A 14,388-nucleotide genomic window follows, 5' to 3' on the forward strand; every position below is an offset into this window, starting at 1 on the left:
GTCACTGACCCTTGGGTCACTTCAGGCGGCGGGCATTTGTTGCGTTGCGCAGTGAATACCGCCACCAAATTCGCCTAAAATATCGACGTTCAGTGCCACAACTTCGCGCCCCGGGTAATGTCGGGACAGGGCGTCGCGCGCGATGGTGTCGGTTTCTTTGTCACCGAATTGGGCCATGATGACCGCGCCATTGCAAACATAGTAGTTTGCATAGGACGCCACGAACTCTGGATCTTTGACCCGCCTTCTGACTGGTTCCGGATTAACCTCTACTTGTAAACCTTCCGCAACCAATCGGTCATGCGTGTCCAATGCCGCAAGGTGGAAGGGGTCCTGAAAATCAGGTTCGTCTGGAAGGTTGACCAGAACACGACCCGGTCCGGTAAGGCGTGCCAGACTGTCGATATGGTAGTCGGTAATGTCTTCGCCCCAAACACCCTCGGACCAAATCATGCGGTTTGCTCCGTAGGCGGCCAAAAGTTTGGCTTCGATCTCGTTACGGGACTGGCCAGGGTTGCGATTGCCATTCACCCATGAGCTTTCATGCGCAATGAGCAGGCCGTGCCCGTCTTGCTCAACACCTCCACCTTCACCGTTCAGGCCGGACGGAAGGAGCGGCAGGCCCAGTCGTTCAGCAACGCGACCAGCGACACGAGCGTCCTGTTTGTGTGCTTGCTTCTCACCCCAGCCATTGAACTGGATTTTGCGGATCGCCATGTCACCGCCGTCTGAGATCAAAAAGATCGGTCCGGAATCCCGGCACCAAAGGTCTTCGGTTGGGACGTCCCACAATTCAACTTCCGTTGAAAGTTTTTCACGCGCTGCCGAATGCTGTTCGGCGGCAGCCAGCATCGTCACCGGTTCAAATGGCGATATCGCATTGGCAATATCGGCGATTGTTTGCTGCACCAGATCACGCAAGTGGGCATCTGGATACACATTGCGGCTTACTGGCCACTGCATGAAAGTGCGTTGGTGTCGTGTTTCTTCCGCGGGAACAAAATAGCCCAAGCCAGTTTGGGCAAAAGGTTGCTGTGTGACACTCATTAACCCAATCGCCCCGCCGGACAGCAGAACTTCCCTACGCTTCATTGTGAAAACCCCAATAGGCTCTTGGGTGAAGAGCACCTCAGCGTGAGGTGCTCTTTGTTCATCAACCCTGTTCTGCGCGCACACCGTCCGCAATCTGCTTCATCTGATCCGCTGGCAGGAACCCACGCAGCATTTCGGTGCCCAGAACAAATGAAGGTGTTCCTGAAATCTGCATACGCTGCGCCAGCGCACGGGTCTGACCGATTTCATCCGTAACCTGTTCGCTGTCCATGGCCGCAATGATCGCATCGCTGTCCAGGCCGAGGCCATCCGAGATCCGGCGCAGGGAGACTTCGGAAGGCTCTCCACCGAATTCCATCAGGGCGTCATGGACCTGTTTGTAGGCGTCAGCGCCAGCCACATGTTTGGTTGCGACCGCAAAACGCGAAGACAGGACCGAGGCGTCGCCCAGGATCGGGAATTCCTTGATTACAAGGCGGATGTTGCCATCTTCGGCCAACAGGCTCGCGACCTCGGGCACGGCGCGGCGGCAATAGCCACAGCGGTAATCCATGAACTCGACCAGAGTGATGTCGCCATCAGGGTTGCCGCCGACCCAGCTATAGCCGTCGTTGAACAACTCGTCTGCGTTGGCCGCGACCAGATCCTTATCTGCGGCGGCTTCGGCAACGGCGTTGCGCTGTTCAAGGATGTTGATCGCTTCGATGATCACTTCGGGGTTTTCCAGAAGGTACTCGCGCACCTGCTCACCGAACTGCTCGCGTTCGGCATCGCTCATGGTGCTCAGGTCCAGGGCCTGCGCGGGGCCGGTGATCAGGGAAAGCCCCAGAAGGGCGGGTGCAGCATGTCTGAGGATCATTTCCGGTTCCTTTTCTCTTTCTTCGCTCGTTCCGAGGCAATCAACACATCCTGTGCCCGTTGCCAACCAGGTGAACCTTCGGGCAATTGCCCGACGGCGCGTTTTGCGTGAATGCCTGCATCGACCAGGCGGCCTTGCAGGGCATAGCGTTCTGCGGTCACAGCCGAGGCCATGCCGTTATTTCCGACCTTGGCATAAGCCATTCCAAGATCTTGCATCAGTCGTGCATTGCGATAGTCCCGCGCGCGCGCCTTTTCAAGCACCTTCAGGGCGTCGGTCGTGTGCCCATCTGCCAGCAAGGCGCGCCCGTACCCCGCCAGAAGCAACGGATCATTCGGAGACATTTCAACTGCCTGTCCGTAAGCTTTAATTGCGTCTGGCAACTTTCTGTTTTCCAGTAGAATTTGCCCTTTTAATTCATAAAAGAACGGATCATCGGGCCGGATTTCCAGCGCGCCGTCGATTGCGGTCCTTGCGCGGGCCAGATCGCGGTTCTGATGATGGGCGGCGGCTTCGCGCATCAGGCGGATGTCCTGTGCGCTTTCCTCTTTTAACCGGCGCAAGGTCCAGCCCGGCGAACGCAGGAAAGCCGATAGTTTGCCCTTGACCCGCGCAAACCAGTAATCGGCGTTGGGGTTGGGTAAGGCATGATCGCTGAACTCGCCCACAAACGCCTCAGCGGCGCGCAGCCGTTCGCGGCTGGTGGGGTGGGATCGCATATAGGGGTCTTGGTTGGCGGTGTTCAGCAACTCCTGACCTGCAAACTTTTGGTGAAGGGCAACCATCCCGCTGGGTGAGATCCCCGCCGCGCGCAGGTAGCTGGCAGAACTGCGGTCGGCCGATGCCTCTTCTGCGCGTGTGTGCCCGAGGAAACTGCGCAGGGCAGACGCGGATGTGCCGGCGGCGATTCCCGCTGCGGCCTCGCCACCACCTGCGGCTGCGGCAATCAGGGCCAGCGCAGTACCCAGCTGGGCTTTGCGTTGTGCGGCGCGCATGTTTTCAACCCGTCTGGCCAGATGGCCGTTGGCGATATGGGCCGCCTCATGCGCGATCACGGCCTGCAGCATCTCAGGGCTTTCGACGGTCAGGATTAGTCCGTAGTTTACGTATATCGCGTTGTAATCAATGACAAACGCGTTGAAGGTGCTGTCGTTGACGACCAGAATTTTCACCCGGTTTGTGTTTAGCCCAGCGGCCCGCAGAATGGGAAAGGCCAGTTCGCGCAACCCGTGCTCGATATCGGGGTCGCGGATCAGGCTTTGAGCGCTGGACTGAAACGCACTGCCCATCCATGTCACTGCAATCAGCAACAGGGCCGGGATTGACGCCAGCCTGGATAAGCGTTCAAAAGCCATGGCTGCAACATGGGAGATGGGCATGAGAAACTCAACCCGATCCGGGGTCGATCCCTTTATCGTGATGGATGTGATGGAGGCCGCGCGCCGCGCTGAAGAGGCCGGGCGGCACATCATCCATATGGAGGTCGGCCAGCCGGGGACGGGCGCGCCCAAGGGGGCCGTTCAGGCCTTGGCCAGAGAAATGGATCAAGGCCCGCTGGGCTACACCGTGGCTTTGGGTCTACCCGCGCTGCGGCAACGGATCGCAAGCCTGTACGGTGAGTGGTACAACGTCGATCTCAACCCCGACCGCGTCGTGGTTACACCAGGGTCGTCCGGCGGGTTTCTGCTGGCTTTCACTGCCCTGTTCGATAGCGGTGACCGCGTGGGTATCGGCGCGCCGGGCTATCCGTCTTACCGGCAGATTCTGAAAGCGTTAGGTCTGGTCCCTGTCGATCTGCCCACTGCACCTGAGAACCGGCTGCAACCCGTGCCATCCGATTTCGCAGGGCTCGACCTGCAGGGCCTGATGGTTGCGTCGCCTGCGAACCCCACGGGCACGATGCTGGATCACAGAGCCATGGGTTCGCTAATAGACGCCGCACAGGGGCAGGGCGCTTCGTTCATCAGCGATGAGATTTACCATGGGCTGGAATATGAGGCCAAGGCCGTCACCGCGCTGGAGCTGACTGATGACTGCTATGTGATCAACTCGTTTTCCAAGTATTTCTCGATGACTGGGTGGCGCGTTGGCTGGATGGTGGTTCCCGAAGATCAGGTGAGGGTGGTTGAACGGATTGCCCAGAACATGTTCATCTGTGCGCCGCACGCCAGCCAAGTGGCTGCGCTGGCGGCAATGGATTGCAACGATGAATTGCAGGCTAATCTGGATGTCTATCGCCGCAACCGCCAATTGATGCTGGAAGGGCTGCCCAAGGCCGGTTTCACCAATATCGCGCCGCCGGATGGGGCGTTTTATGTCTACGCCGACGTTTCGGACCTGACCGACGACAGCCGCGCCTTTGCAGCTGAAATTCTGGAAAAGGCCGGGGTAGCCGTCACGCCGGGGCTGGATTTCGACCCGCTGCGCGGTCATACGACGCTTCGGTTCTCGTACGCGCGCTCGACGGTGGACATCGAAGAGGGTCTGCAGCGACTGCACCGCTTTATGGCGGATTGCGGTGCGATTACGGAGCAGGCCTGAGCCGTTCACAACGGGCTCCGGATGCGATAGGGTGCCAGACAAACGATCTCGGGAAAACTTGAGGCCATGAGCAGGATCATTTACGCCATTGCGCTGTTTTGGGCGCTGTCGACGGCTGCAGTCGCGCATGACTTCAGCGCGCTTGCGCGCGTGTTGCCGGATGACAGTCGCATTGTGGACGAAGGTCGCGCAGGGGTGAGGGTCGATCTGGGCCTCAGCCAAGGCGTGCCTTACCGCGTGTTCACATTGCAAGATCCCTACCGCATGGTACTTGATTTTCAAGAGGTTGACTGGACCGGGCTTGATCGCGAAACACTTCTGCAGACCGATCGTATCAGCGGTGTTCAGTTCGGAGCATATGTTCCCGGCTGGTCTCGGATGGTTCTGGAGCTTGGCGCGCCTTTGGCCGTCGACCGCGCCGAGATGAAAATTGATGAAACGGCTGGAGGGGCGCAATTGTCGCTGCTTCTGCAAGGAACCGAATTCGATTCATTCGCTGCCGGTGCAGGGGCACCCCGTCAACAAGGTTGGGATCTGCCTGAACCCGCAGTAACCCCTGCCCAGCCGCGCCGCGGCGGGGCAGGCGCGTTGCGGGTCATGCTTGACCCCGGTCATGGCGGCATCGACCCGGGGGCCGAGGTCGACGGGTTGGACGAAAAGACCCTGATGCTGACCTTCGCGCGCGAACTTCGCGAGCATTTGTTGCGGACCGGAGGGTTCGAAGTGGTGATGACGCGGGTTGATGACCAATTCGTCTCGCTCGAACGGCGCATCGCGCTGGCGCATAGAGCCGGTGCCGATGTGTTTATCTCACTGCATGCAGATATCCTGTCTGAAGGGCGGGCGCATGGTGCCGCAGTATATACTTTGTCAGAAGAAGCATCAGATGTGGCCAGTGACAAGCTGGCGGAACGTCATGACCGCGGTGATCTGATCTCGGGGATTGATTTGAGCGGTGCGGATGACCAAGTGGCCGATATCCTGCTGGATATCGCGCGGCAGGAAACCAAGCCTCGAACTGATGCGTTGGCCCGTGCGCTGGCTGATGGCATGACACAGCAGGGCGGCCCGATGAACAGTAGGCCGATCCGCACGGCCTCCTTCTCGGTTCTCAAGGCAGCGGACATTCCTTCGGTTTTGGTCGAGCTTGGATTTCTCTCCAGCCCTCGGGACCTGCAGAATATCAGGAACCCGAAATGGCGCGTTGGAATGGCGCAGGGCATTGTCGATGGTCTGCAGAAGTGGCGGCAAGATGACCTGATCAAAAGATCCCTGATTGGTCAGTGACCCTGCGACGTAAACCGGCTATTATTGGCCATCGTGTTTTGACCCTGCGCCGGGCCATCACTATATAGGCGTCACCGCGAGTAAAAGGCAGTAACGTGATCCGTTTCATTCTTTCGATTTTCGGGGCGATCTTCAGCCTCGTGACATTGGGTATCTTCATGGCCGCGCTGGTCGTCGGCGCGATCTTCTGGATGTATGGGCGCGACCTGCCCAGCCATGAATCGTTGGCGCAGTACAAACCGCCCACGATCAGCCGAATCTATTCGGGCGAAGGCCAGTTGATCGACGAGTTCGCGCAGGAACGCCGTTTGTTCACGCCGTCCGAAGAGATTCCAGATCTGGTGAAGCAGGCGTTTATCTCGGCTGAGGACAAGAATTTCTACACCCACCAAGGTTACGATCCGCGCGGTATCATTGCCGCCGGTGTCGAGGCGGTGAAGTCCAAGGGCGAAACCGTTCGCGGTGCATCGACCATTACACAACAGGTGATGAAGAATTTCCTGCTGTCCGGCGACCGCCGCGCCGAGCGGAAAATCAAGGAAATCATCCTCGCCACCCGGCTTGAGGATACGCTGGACAAGGAACAGATCCTCGAACTTTACATGAACGAGATCTTTCTGGGTCAGAACTCCTATGGCGTGACCGCTGCTGCGCAGACCTATTTCAACAAGACTTTGCAGGGGCTGGAGCCGCACGAGGCCGCAACTTTGGCCGCCATGCCCAAGGCACCGTCGGATTATCACCCGGTTCGGCAAAAGGACCGCCTGCTGGCGCGCCGCAACTACGTTTTGCGCGAGATGAACCAGAATGGGTATATCGATCAGGCGACCTATGAGGTCGAAGTCGAAATGCCCCTCCGATCGGTCCAGAACGGAGATTTCGAAAGCTTCCGTACGGCGTTGCCGCCGCGTGACTATTTCACCGACGAGATCCGCCGCCAACTGAGCGAGGATTTCGGCGAGGGCGAATTCTTTACTGGGGGTTTCGCGGTTCGCGCTTCGGTTGACGAGGAAATGCAGCTTGAGGCAGCCAAGGCCTTGCGCACCGCATTGCAGAAATACGACCGTTCACGTGGGAAGTGGCGTGGTACGGGCGAGGTGATCCCAGAAGAAAAACTGGCGGATGAGGCGCAATGGCGCGAAGCCTTGGCCATCATGGAAATGCCCCGCGACGTAGTGCTGCCGACCCAGTGGTATCCGGCCGTTGTACTGAATGTGGGTGAACAGCAATTGACCGTAGGGATCGAGGACGGTCCGGCAGACGGCATCGTCCCGCGTGCTGACATCAAATGGATGCAAGGTGATTTTGCGGCAAACTTCAAGCGCGGTGACGTCATTCTGGTCATGGCTGGAGAGGAAGGCCAGTGGTCCGCCCGTCAGGTGCCGGAAGTGCAGGGCGGCTTTGTTGCGATGGACGTGAACTCGGGCCGTGTTCTGGCGATGCAGGGCGGGTTCTCGTATCAGGATTCGGTGTTCAACCGCGCCACACAGGCGCAGCGCCAGCCGGGTTCCAGCTTCAAACCCTTCGTCTATGCCGCCGCGCTGGACAGTGGCTATAGCCCTGCAACCATCGTTGTGGATGCCCCGATTGAGGTGAACACCCCCCAAGGTCTGTGGCGACCCAAGAACTCGTCGAACAAATTCTACGGCCCAACGCCGCTGCGCACGGGGATCGAACAGTCACGGAACCTGATGACCATTCGCCTGGCGCAAGAGGTGACCATGCCTGTTGTCGCGGGCTACGCGGAACGGTTTGGTGTCTATGACCGTATGGGCGCGTTCCTGGCGAACTCGCTGGGGTCGGAAGAAACCACGCTGTACAAGATGGTCGCCGCGTACGCGATGTTCGCAAATGGCGGTGAGCGGGTGGAGCCCACTCTGGTTGACCGTATTCAGGATCGGTTCGGCAAGACGATCTATCGCCATGATGACCGTCAGTGCTTGGATTGTAACTCGGCCTGGCTTGAGCCGGACGAGTCGCCCACTATCGAGACCAATCGCTCTCAGGTCATGGATGCGATCACCGCCTATCAGTTGACGTCGATGATGAAAGGTGTGGTGGATCGCGGGACCGCGTCCAGTGTCGTCAATCTGCCGGTGCCGACTGCAGGTAAAACAGGTACGACGAATGAATCCAAGGATGCGTGGTTCATCGGCTTCACCTCGAACATCGTTGCTGGTTGCTATATCGGTTATGACCGCCCGCGTCCGATGGGGCGGGGGGCCTATGGGGGTACGTTGTGCGGGCCAGTGTTCCAGAGCTTCATGGAGAAAGCCGTCGAGAAATACGGCGGTGGTCCGTTTGATGTGCCCGAAGGCGGCCACTTCATCAAGATCGACCGCTTTAGTGGCGCGCGCCTGCCTGCCGATGCTTCCGGTGACTATGTCGTGGCCGAATATTTCCGCGATGGCGTCGACGGCTTTATCGACCGTGTCTACGACGGTGGCTTTGCGATGGGCTCCGACCTGCCTCTGTTCGAAGAGGCCAGCTCGGGCCGTCAGGTTACCACGTCGACCGGCAACACAATCACTGTTGGCCCCAACGCCAGCCAGGGTGATCTGCAGGGCGGCGGTCTTTACTGATCCGCTGCCTGCAGGAGAAGGTTCAACAGGTCTTCTTCCGGGTCATGTGTGACGGTGCCATCTGCGCGCCAGAAGATCGACAGAGCACATTTTGCGGCAGCCCATTGGGCAAGTAGTCCTTTTTTTACCCGCATGGCGGTCGCGTATAGCGCCAGGCCAGTTTCAATCTGTTCAGGTCGGCGAACCCACTCTGGCATGCCTTTGGGGTGGCGCAGTGCATTGGCCAGCTCGAATGCCGGGTCGCCGATGTACCCCTTGGCGTCAAAGACCCGAGGCCCGGCAGGTGTTGCGATTACGTTGTCATGATGCAGGTCCCCGTGCAGCGGAACAACCATATCCTGCGTGTCCAGAAGCCGACGGCCAATGCGGATCGCTTGCATCATGTCGTGCCGTAGCCGGATCGGGCAATCGTCCGAGAATTGACAGTCGAAAACTGGCGCGAAGACTTCCTGAAGCGGTTTCAGCCCGGTCGCGTTGATGGTCGGCCTTCGGTGCAGTCGGTCCGCTGCCGTCGCCAGACCGCGTACCGCATCATCCGGGCGGCCAGACCGCGCGATGTCCCCAAGCGATGGCCCTTCAAGCCATTCCGTCAAAACGGCGTTGGGCGCCTCGGCCATTATGTGCACAGCTCCCCGGTCACGCCACAGGTGCATCAGGTGCGGACCAGCTGTTTCATTGCCACGGTTTGGGCGGCGATAGATCTTGAGGGCGGCAAGCGTGTTGTCCAAAGTTCGGACCTTCCACACTTGTGCATGCCCGGTATTTGCGACGGGCTGTGCGTCTTCCAAATCCCATCTGGTCAGAAACTCGTTCAACGCGTTTTGCATTCCGTCTCGCCTGTCTTGTGGTGGCCCGCGCCTCTTGCTATCACGCAGGCCTGATTGAGCAAGTTGGGACAAGACCATGCGCGCCGAAACCCAGAACACCGTGGCGGAAATCGAAAAGTCGCTGGAGCTGCTGGCGCAGCGTATGGACTATGAGACCGCCCCTCATCGTCTTGAGGAATTCAACGCGCGCGTCGAGGATCCTAACCTATGGGACAACCCCGAGAACGCGCAGAAACTGATGCGCGAGCGTCAGATGTTGGTCGATGCCATTGAGACCTACGAATCCATCAAGACCGATCTAAGCGACAATATCGAGCTGATCGAACTTGGCGAGATGGAAGAGGATGAAGAGGTCGTCACCGACGCCGAAGACGCCATTCAGAAATTGGGGGCGAAGGCCGCCAAGAAAGAGCTTGAGGCGTTGCTAGATGGCGAAGCCGACGGCAATGACACGTTCCTTGAAATCAACTCGGGCGCCGGTGGCACCGAAAGCTGTGACTGGGCCTCGATGCTGGCGCGCATGTATGTCCGTTGGGCCGAGAAGAAGGGCTACACGGTCGAGCTGCAGTCCGAGACTGCGGGCGAAGAGGCGGGCATCAAATCCGCCGCCTACAAGATTTCGGGTCACAACGCCTATGGCTGGCTGAAATCCGAAAGCGGCGTGCATCGTCTGGTGCGCATTTCGCCATTTGACTCGGCGGCCAAGCGGCACACATCCTTCAGTTCGGTCTGGGTCTATCCGGTGGTCGACGACAATATCGAGATTGAGGTGAACCCGTCCGAAATTCGTATCGACACATATCGGTCTTCGGGCGCGGGTGGTCAGCACGTGAACACCACGGACTCGGCGGTTCGGATTACGCACATTCCAACCGGGATCGTCGTGACCAGTTCTGAGAAGTCGCAACACCAGAACCGAGATATTGCTATGAAGGCCCTGAAATCGCGCCTGTATCAGCAGGAATTGGACCGCCGCAACGCGGACATTAACGCGGCACATGAGGCCAAGGGTGATGCGGGCTGGGGCAACCAGATCCGGTCTTATGTTTTGCAGCCCTATCAGATGGTCAAGGATCTGCGTACCAACCATGAGACATCGGACACCAAAGGTGTACTGGATGGTGATCTGGATGGGTTCATGGCTGCCACCCTTGCGATGGATGTGGCGGGCAAGAGCCGCTCCGAGGCACAGGGCGACGGCTGAGACGCCGCAAGGGGGCCTGCCCCCGTCTCCGCAGGCGGTGACTCCGCCGGGATATTTTTGGCCAGATGAAGCGGATCCGTGCGCTGCGGTGTGCATGGTAAAAGATATATGTAAAACACGGGTTTAAATGGGGTTGCTGCCTCGCTAGGCTGATCGCGACTTGGTAACACTGAATGCGATGGATCCCGGATGGATTTAAGTCAGACAACCGCAACTGCCTTGTTGGCGGCGCTTTCGGCCCGGCGTCTCTTAGCCGCTGATCTGATGCGTGAAACCTTGGATCGCATTGCGGCGGTCAACCCGCCGCTGAATGCGATTGTTGCGCTGCGTGATGAAGAGGCGCTGATGGCCGAGGCGCGTGCGCTGGATGCGGGGTCAGTGACGGGCCCGTTGCATGGGTTGCCAATTGCGGTCAAAGATCTGGTGAATGTCGCCGGGGTGGTGTCGTCGCAGGGATCACCGCTGTATCGCGATCATGTACCCGAACAGGACGATCTGATAGCCGCACGAATGCGGGCGGCCGGCGCAATCCTGATCGGTAAAACAAATACGCCAGAGTTCGGTTTGGGCTCGCACACGTTCAATCCCGTTTATGGTGCCACGCGTAACCCGTATGATCACTCTAAGACATGCGGTGGATCATCGGGTGGGGCAGCGGTTGCGCTGGCCACCGGGATGGTGGCGCTGGCGGATGGCTCTGACATGATGGGCAGTCTGCGCAATCCCGCGGCCTGGAACAATGTCTATGGGTTTCGCCCAAGTTGGGGACGTGTGCCGCCTGAACCGGTGGGCGACATATTCCTTCACCAACTGTCCACGCTTGGCCCAATGGCACGAGCCCCGGAAGATCTGGGTGTGTTGTTGGACGTGATTTCAGGGCCGGACCCGCGGCATCCTGCAACCCCGCACAATGCTGCAGTGTCTCCTGTTCAGGCGGCCGATCTGGCCGGTATGCGGATTGGCTGGCTGGGCGACTGGGGTGGGGCGTTCCCGTTTGAGGATGGTATTTTGGACCTGTGCCGGGATGCGCTGTCCGTTTTCGTACAGCAGGGGGCGCAGGTTGAAGCTGTTGCGCCGCCCTTTGATGCCGAACGCATATTCGAAAGCTGGTCGACCTTACGATCCTGGAGCGTGGCGGCAAGTCTCGCCCCGCAGTCTGAACAGCGGGCGCAGTTGAAGGACACGGCGCAATGGGAGCTTGACCAGGGGCAAGCCTTGACGGCGATGCAGGTGCATCAGGCAAGTGTTGTACGATCGGATTGGTTCCGGCGCGCGGCTGAACTGTTCGAAGGATTTGATGCGTTGATCCTGCCGTCTACTCAAGTCTGGCCGTTTGAACTTGAGCTCCCGTATCCCACCGAGATTGCCGGTAAAAGCATGGATACCTATCACCGCTGGATGCAGGTCATGATTCCAGTCAGCTTGATTGGCTTGCCGTGTATGTCGGTGCCGGTAGGGTTTGGGGCAGGCGGGTTACCGATGGGCATGCAAGTCTTTGGCCCGCGCGGCGCGGATACGGATATATTGTCAATCGGAGCCGCGTATCACGACGCGACCGGGTGGCCACAAAACCGACCGGCTTGAGGAGAGCGCCGGAAACAGGAGGAGAAACAGAGCATGGAAAAACCCTTTGGGGTTCCGGATATGGGACCTGTGGATGCCGGAATGCTGCGCGAGGCGTTGCGCCATGCCTGGGCTGATTTTCGTCGGGCACCTGTTTTTGGCCTGTTGTTCGGTGGGTTCTATGTGTTGGCTGGCTTGGCCATGGCGTGGGTCACGGTGCAGACGCAGACGTCATTCTGGCTGGTGCTGGCCACCATAGGGTTCCCATTGCTCGGCCCTTTTGCGGCAGTAGGGTTGTATGAGGTGTCACACCGGTTGGAACAGGGTGAACCTTTGGATTTCAAAGAGGTTTTCGGCGTTGTCCTCCAGCAGAGCCGTCGTCAATTGCCATCCATCTGCGCGATTATCGTGGTGATTTTCCTGTTCTGGTTTTTCTTGGGTCATATGATCTTTGCGTTGTTCATGGGGCTGTCGACCATGACCAACGTCTCCAGTTCGCTAGAGGTCTTTATGACACCCAATGGCCTGACTATGCTGGCCGTCGGCAGCATCGTGGGGGCCATTTTCGCCCTTATTCTATACATGATCACCGTCCTTTCGATCCCGATGTTGCTGGATAGAGAACTGGACTTCGTGACTGCGATGATCGCCAGTTTCAGCTATGTTCGGTCGAACCCGAAGATCATGCTGGGGTGGGGTGTGTTCGTGGCTGTCGTGACATTTTTGGCCATGATCCCGTGGTTTTTGGGATTATTGATCGTCTTGCCTTTGCTGGGGCATGCCAGTTGGCACCTGTATCGTCTGATCACTCTGGCAGGAGCCGGGAAAGACGCTTGAAGAGCCTATGCAGCGCTTTGCTTGAGCCGTTTGGCAGCGCGCGCCGCAGGAAGGGCGGCCTTTGCCTGATTGCCCAAATAGTTCAGCGAAATCCGGCGCATTGTGGTCGCCTGAGCGTTGGTCTTGGACAGGCAAATTGCAATGCCACGCCATCGCTCGGAGTTTTCTTCAGCGCCGCGCGTTACAAGGTAGATACGGCTGTTTTGGGCTGCGCGGCTGGACATAAGGATAAAAATCTGCCGTCCGGCGCAAGCCGCGATGCCTTGTACTTCACGTCTGGTGGTGTCGGCCGGTATCCCCTCATTTTCGGGCTCATAGCTGCGCACCAGCGTGCATTGCGGCAAACGGCGCGTGTGGATCAGCCGGTGTCTGGTCATGGGAGATCCGTCCAGTCCCGTTTCCGTCGCATAATAAAAGCCCGCCGGCAGCAGGTTTTCGGTCAGCGTTGAGGGGCCGGATCCCAGGAATTCAGTCAGGGCCGAAGCAGCCGGATGTTCCGGTGGCGTTTCAATTTCCTCCAGAGGCCGCAACAGGATACGGGCGTCGACCTCGAAAAACCGGCACATGCGATCCAGAACATCGGGGCGGGGAAAGCTCTCACCGGCCAGATATCTGTTGAATTGGGTCCTGTTGATGCCCAGCTGGCGGCACAGCTCGGACACGGACGAATATTGCCGCGACAATTGTCGCAGATTGTCGCCGAACATCCGGCGCAATTCATCAGGACTGCGGATACTCATGGTCATTTCTGTCCCAGGTTCCAGAGTGTCATTTCAAAAAGTGCGACGCACCCGACCTTTTTGGCCGTGCATGCATTCACAATCGTACTGGTGACCCCAGCTGGCGCATCCCAACACCACGCTACGCCCCCGAAGTTAACGTTGGGGCAGGCAAACGCAATAGGCTTTACGTCAATTTGTATGATCTTTTTGGGTAACCATGCTCATAAGCAACATACAGCAGTATTGTTTGAGCATGTCCTGGGACTGCGCCTCGCCCCGGTATCAAAAGGGGGGGCGAGGCGAAAAAGTCAGTCGCCGCGCAGCAGGGCGGCCACGCCGGTGCGTGCAATCTCGACAAGGCCCAGCGGGCGCATCAGATCTGCAAAGGCGTCGATTTTGTCAGGGGCACCGGTGAGCTCGAAGATGAACGAATTCAACGTGCTATCGACAACGCTGGCGCGAAAGATATCGGCCAGACGCAGCGCCTCGACCCGCTTGTCGCCCGCGCCGACAACCTTGATGATCGCCAGTTCCCTCTCGACCGATGGGCCTTCGACAGTCAGGTCGTGAACATCGTGCACCGGAACGATACGGCCCAATTGGGCTTTGATCTGTTCGATCACCTGAGGGGTGCCGGTGGTGACGATGGTGATGCGGCTTAGGTGGCCAGTGTGATCCACCTCGGCGACGGTCAGACTTTCGATGTTGTAACCCCGGCCCGAGAACAACCCGATCACGCGAGCTAGCACACCCGGTTCGTTTTCGACCAAGACAGCAATCGTATGGCGTTCCTGCACGTCCGAAAACGTGGGGCGTAGGTTATAGGCGGAATGGCGCGTTGCACCTTTTTTGATATGTAGGGCAGACATTTATGTCCCTTTCATAATCCTGTGATGGTCGGGTGCCGGTGCAC

12 protein-coding genes are annotated in these 14,388 nt (G+C 58.6%); 6 read left to right on the forward strand and 6 right to left on the reverse strand.

The window, feature by feature from the left end; genetic code table 11:
* Window positions 1-21 precede the first annotated feature (21 nt).
* The 3 genes from AC2FFH_RS08285 to AC2FFH_RS08295 form a co-directional block, all read right to left on the reverse strand.
* Window positions 22-1,092: an agmatine deiminase family protein gene (locus AC2FFH_RS08285; protein WP_496844181.1), complete on the reverse strand. Its 1,071-nt coding sequence runs from the start codon at window positions 1,090-1,092 to the stop codon at window positions 22-24.
* Between the two features lie 61 nt (window positions 1,093-1,153).
* A complete protein-coding gene (locus tag AC2FFH_RS08290; RefSeq protein ID WP_496723325.1) occupies window positions 1,154-1,912 on the reverse strand; it encodes a DsbA family protein in 759 nt (252 codons plus the stop codon).
* Window positions 1,909-3,291: a M48 family metalloprotease gene (locus AC2FFH_RS08295; RefSeq protein WP_496767007.1), complete on the reverse strand. Its 1,383-nt coding sequence runs from the start codon at window positions 3,289-3,291 to the stop codon at window positions 1,909-1,911. Before AC2FFH_RS08295 ends, AC2FFH_RS08290 begins: the two co-directional genes overlap by 4 nt.
* On the opposite strand from AC2FFH_RS08295, the gene AC2FFH_RS08300 reads away from it, so the two are divergent.
* From AC2FFH_RS08300 to AC2FFH_RS08310, 3 genes are all read left to right on the forward strand, one after another.
* Complete coding sequence (locus AC2FFH_RS08300; RefSeq protein WP_496844182.1) at window positions 3,290-4,453, forward strand: pyridoxal phosphate-dependent aminotransferase; 1,164 nt, start codon at window positions 3,290-3,292, stop codon at window positions 4,451-4,453. The genes AC2FFH_RS08295 and AC2FFH_RS08300 overlap by 2 nt on opposite strands.
* Before the next feature lie 66 nt (window positions 4,454-4,519).
* The gene (locus AC2FFH_RS08305; protein ID WP_496844183.1) at window positions 4,520-5,740 is read left to right on the forward strand and encodes an N-acetylmuramoyl-L-alanine amidase; all 1,221 of its coding nucleotides are present in this window, start codon (window positions 4,520-4,522) and stop codon (window positions 5,738-5,740) included.
* 95 nt (window positions 5,741-5,835) lie between these two features.
* Entirely contained in the window at window positions 5,836-8,322 is a 2,487-nt protein-coding gene (locus AC2FFH_RS08310; RefSeq protein ID WP_496844184.1) for a penicillin-binding protein 1A, read from the forward strand.
* Here the strand turns inward: AC2FFH_RS08310 and AC2FFH_RS08315 are convergent.
* A complete protein-coding gene (locus AC2FFH_RS08315) occupies window positions 8,316-9,149 on the reverse strand; it encodes an aminoglycoside phosphotransferase family protein (protein WP_496767011.1) in 834 nt (277 codons plus the stop codon). The genes AC2FFH_RS08310 and AC2FFH_RS08315 overlap by 7 nt on opposite strands.
* A 76-nt stretch (window positions 9,150-9,225) precedes the next feature.
* Here AC2FFH_RS08315 and prfB point away from each other — a divergent pair, with 76 nt between their 5' ends.
* From prfB to AC2FFH_RS08330, 3 genes are all read left to right on the forward strand, one after another.
* On the forward strand, window positions 9,226-10,353 hold the full coding sequence (prfB, locus tag AC2FFH_RS08320) for a peptide chain release factor 2 (protein ID WP_058277539.1): 1,128 nt from the start codon (window positions 9,226-9,228) through the stop codon (window positions 10,351-10,353).
* A gap of 189 nt (window positions 10,354-10,542) precedes the next feature.
* Window positions 10,543-11,937, forward strand: coding sequence for an amidase (locus AC2FFH_RS08325; protein WP_496779261.1), 1,395 nt, complete (start codon window positions 10,543-10,545; stop codon window positions 11,935-11,937).
* A gap of 33 nt (window positions 11,938-11,970) precedes the next feature.
* On the forward strand, window positions 11,971-12,753 hold the full coding sequence (locus tag AC2FFH_RS08330) for a DUF2189 domain-containing protein (protein ID WP_496779259.1): 783 nt from the start codon (window positions 11,971-11,973) through the stop codon (window positions 12,751-12,753).
* Window positions 12,754-12,758: 5 nt separating this feature from the next.
* Here AC2FFH_RS08330 and AC2FFH_RS08335 read toward each other — a convergent pair whose 3' ends face one another.
* The gene (locus tag AC2FFH_RS08335) at window positions 12,759-13,493 is read right to left on the reverse strand and encodes a helix-turn-helix domain-containing protein (RefSeq protein WP_496723309.1); all 735 of its coding nucleotides are present in this window, start codon (window positions 13,491-13,493) and stop codon (window positions 12,759-12,761) included.
* Between the two features lie 290 nt (window positions 13,494-13,783).
* Entirely contained in the window at window positions 13,784-14,344 is a 561-nt protein-coding gene (ilvN, locus tag AC2FFH_RS08340) for an acetolactate synthase small subunit (RefSeq protein WP_496767016.1), read from the reverse strand.
* Window positions 14,345-14,388: the final 44 nt, after the last annotated feature.

This window comes from Ruegeria sp. YTSC003, from assembly GCF_059609785.1.

Excerpts from the sequence above, each read along its gene's own strand:
- ilvN (WP_496767016.1), bottom strand. The coding sequence starts at position 14,344 with ATGTCTGCCCTACATATCAAAAAAGGTGCAACGCGCCATTCCGCCTAT.
- AC2FFH_RS08335 (WP_496723309.1), bottom strand. The coding sequence starts at position 13,493 with ATGAGTATCCGCAGTCCTGATGAATTGCGCCGGATGTTCGGCGACAAT.
- prfB (WP_058277539.1), top strand. The coding sequence starts at position 9,226 with ATGCGCGCCGAAACCCAGAACACCGTGGCGGAAATCGAAAAGTCGCTG.
- AC2FFH_RS08325 (WP_496779261.1), top strand. The coding sequence starts at position 10,543 with ATGGATTTAAGTCAGACAACCGCAACTGCCTTGTTGGCGGCGCTTTCG.
- AC2FFH_RS08295 (WP_496767007.1), bottom strand. The coding sequence starts at position 3,291 with ATGCCCATCTCCCATGTTGCAGCCATGGCTTTTGAACGCTTATCCAGG.
- AC2FFH_RS08290 (WP_496723325.1), bottom strand. The coding sequence starts at position 1,912 with ATGATCCTCAGACATGCTGCACCCGCCCTTCTGGGGCTTTCCCTGATC.
- AC2FFH_RS08285 (WP_496844181.1), bottom strand. The coding sequence starts at position 1,092 with ATGAAGCGTAGGGAAGTTCTGCTGTCCGGCGGGGCGATTGGGTTAATG.
- AC2FFH_RS08315 (WP_496767011.1), bottom strand. The coding sequence starts at position 9,149 with ATGCAAAACGCGTTGAACGAGTTTCTGACCAGATGGGATTTGGAAGAC.
- AC2FFH_RS08305 (WP_496844183.1), top strand. The coding sequence starts at position 4,520 with ATGAGCAGGATCATTTACGCCATTGCGCTGTTTTGGGCGCTGTCGACG.
- AC2FFH_RS08300 (WP_496844182.1), top strand. The coding sequence starts at position 3,290 with ATGAGAAACTCAACCCGATCCGGGGTCGATCCCTTTATCGTGATGGAT.
- AC2FFH_RS08330 (WP_496779259.1), top strand. The coding sequence starts at position 11,971 with ATGGAAAAACCCTTTGGGGTTCCGGATATGGGACCTGTGGATGCCGGA.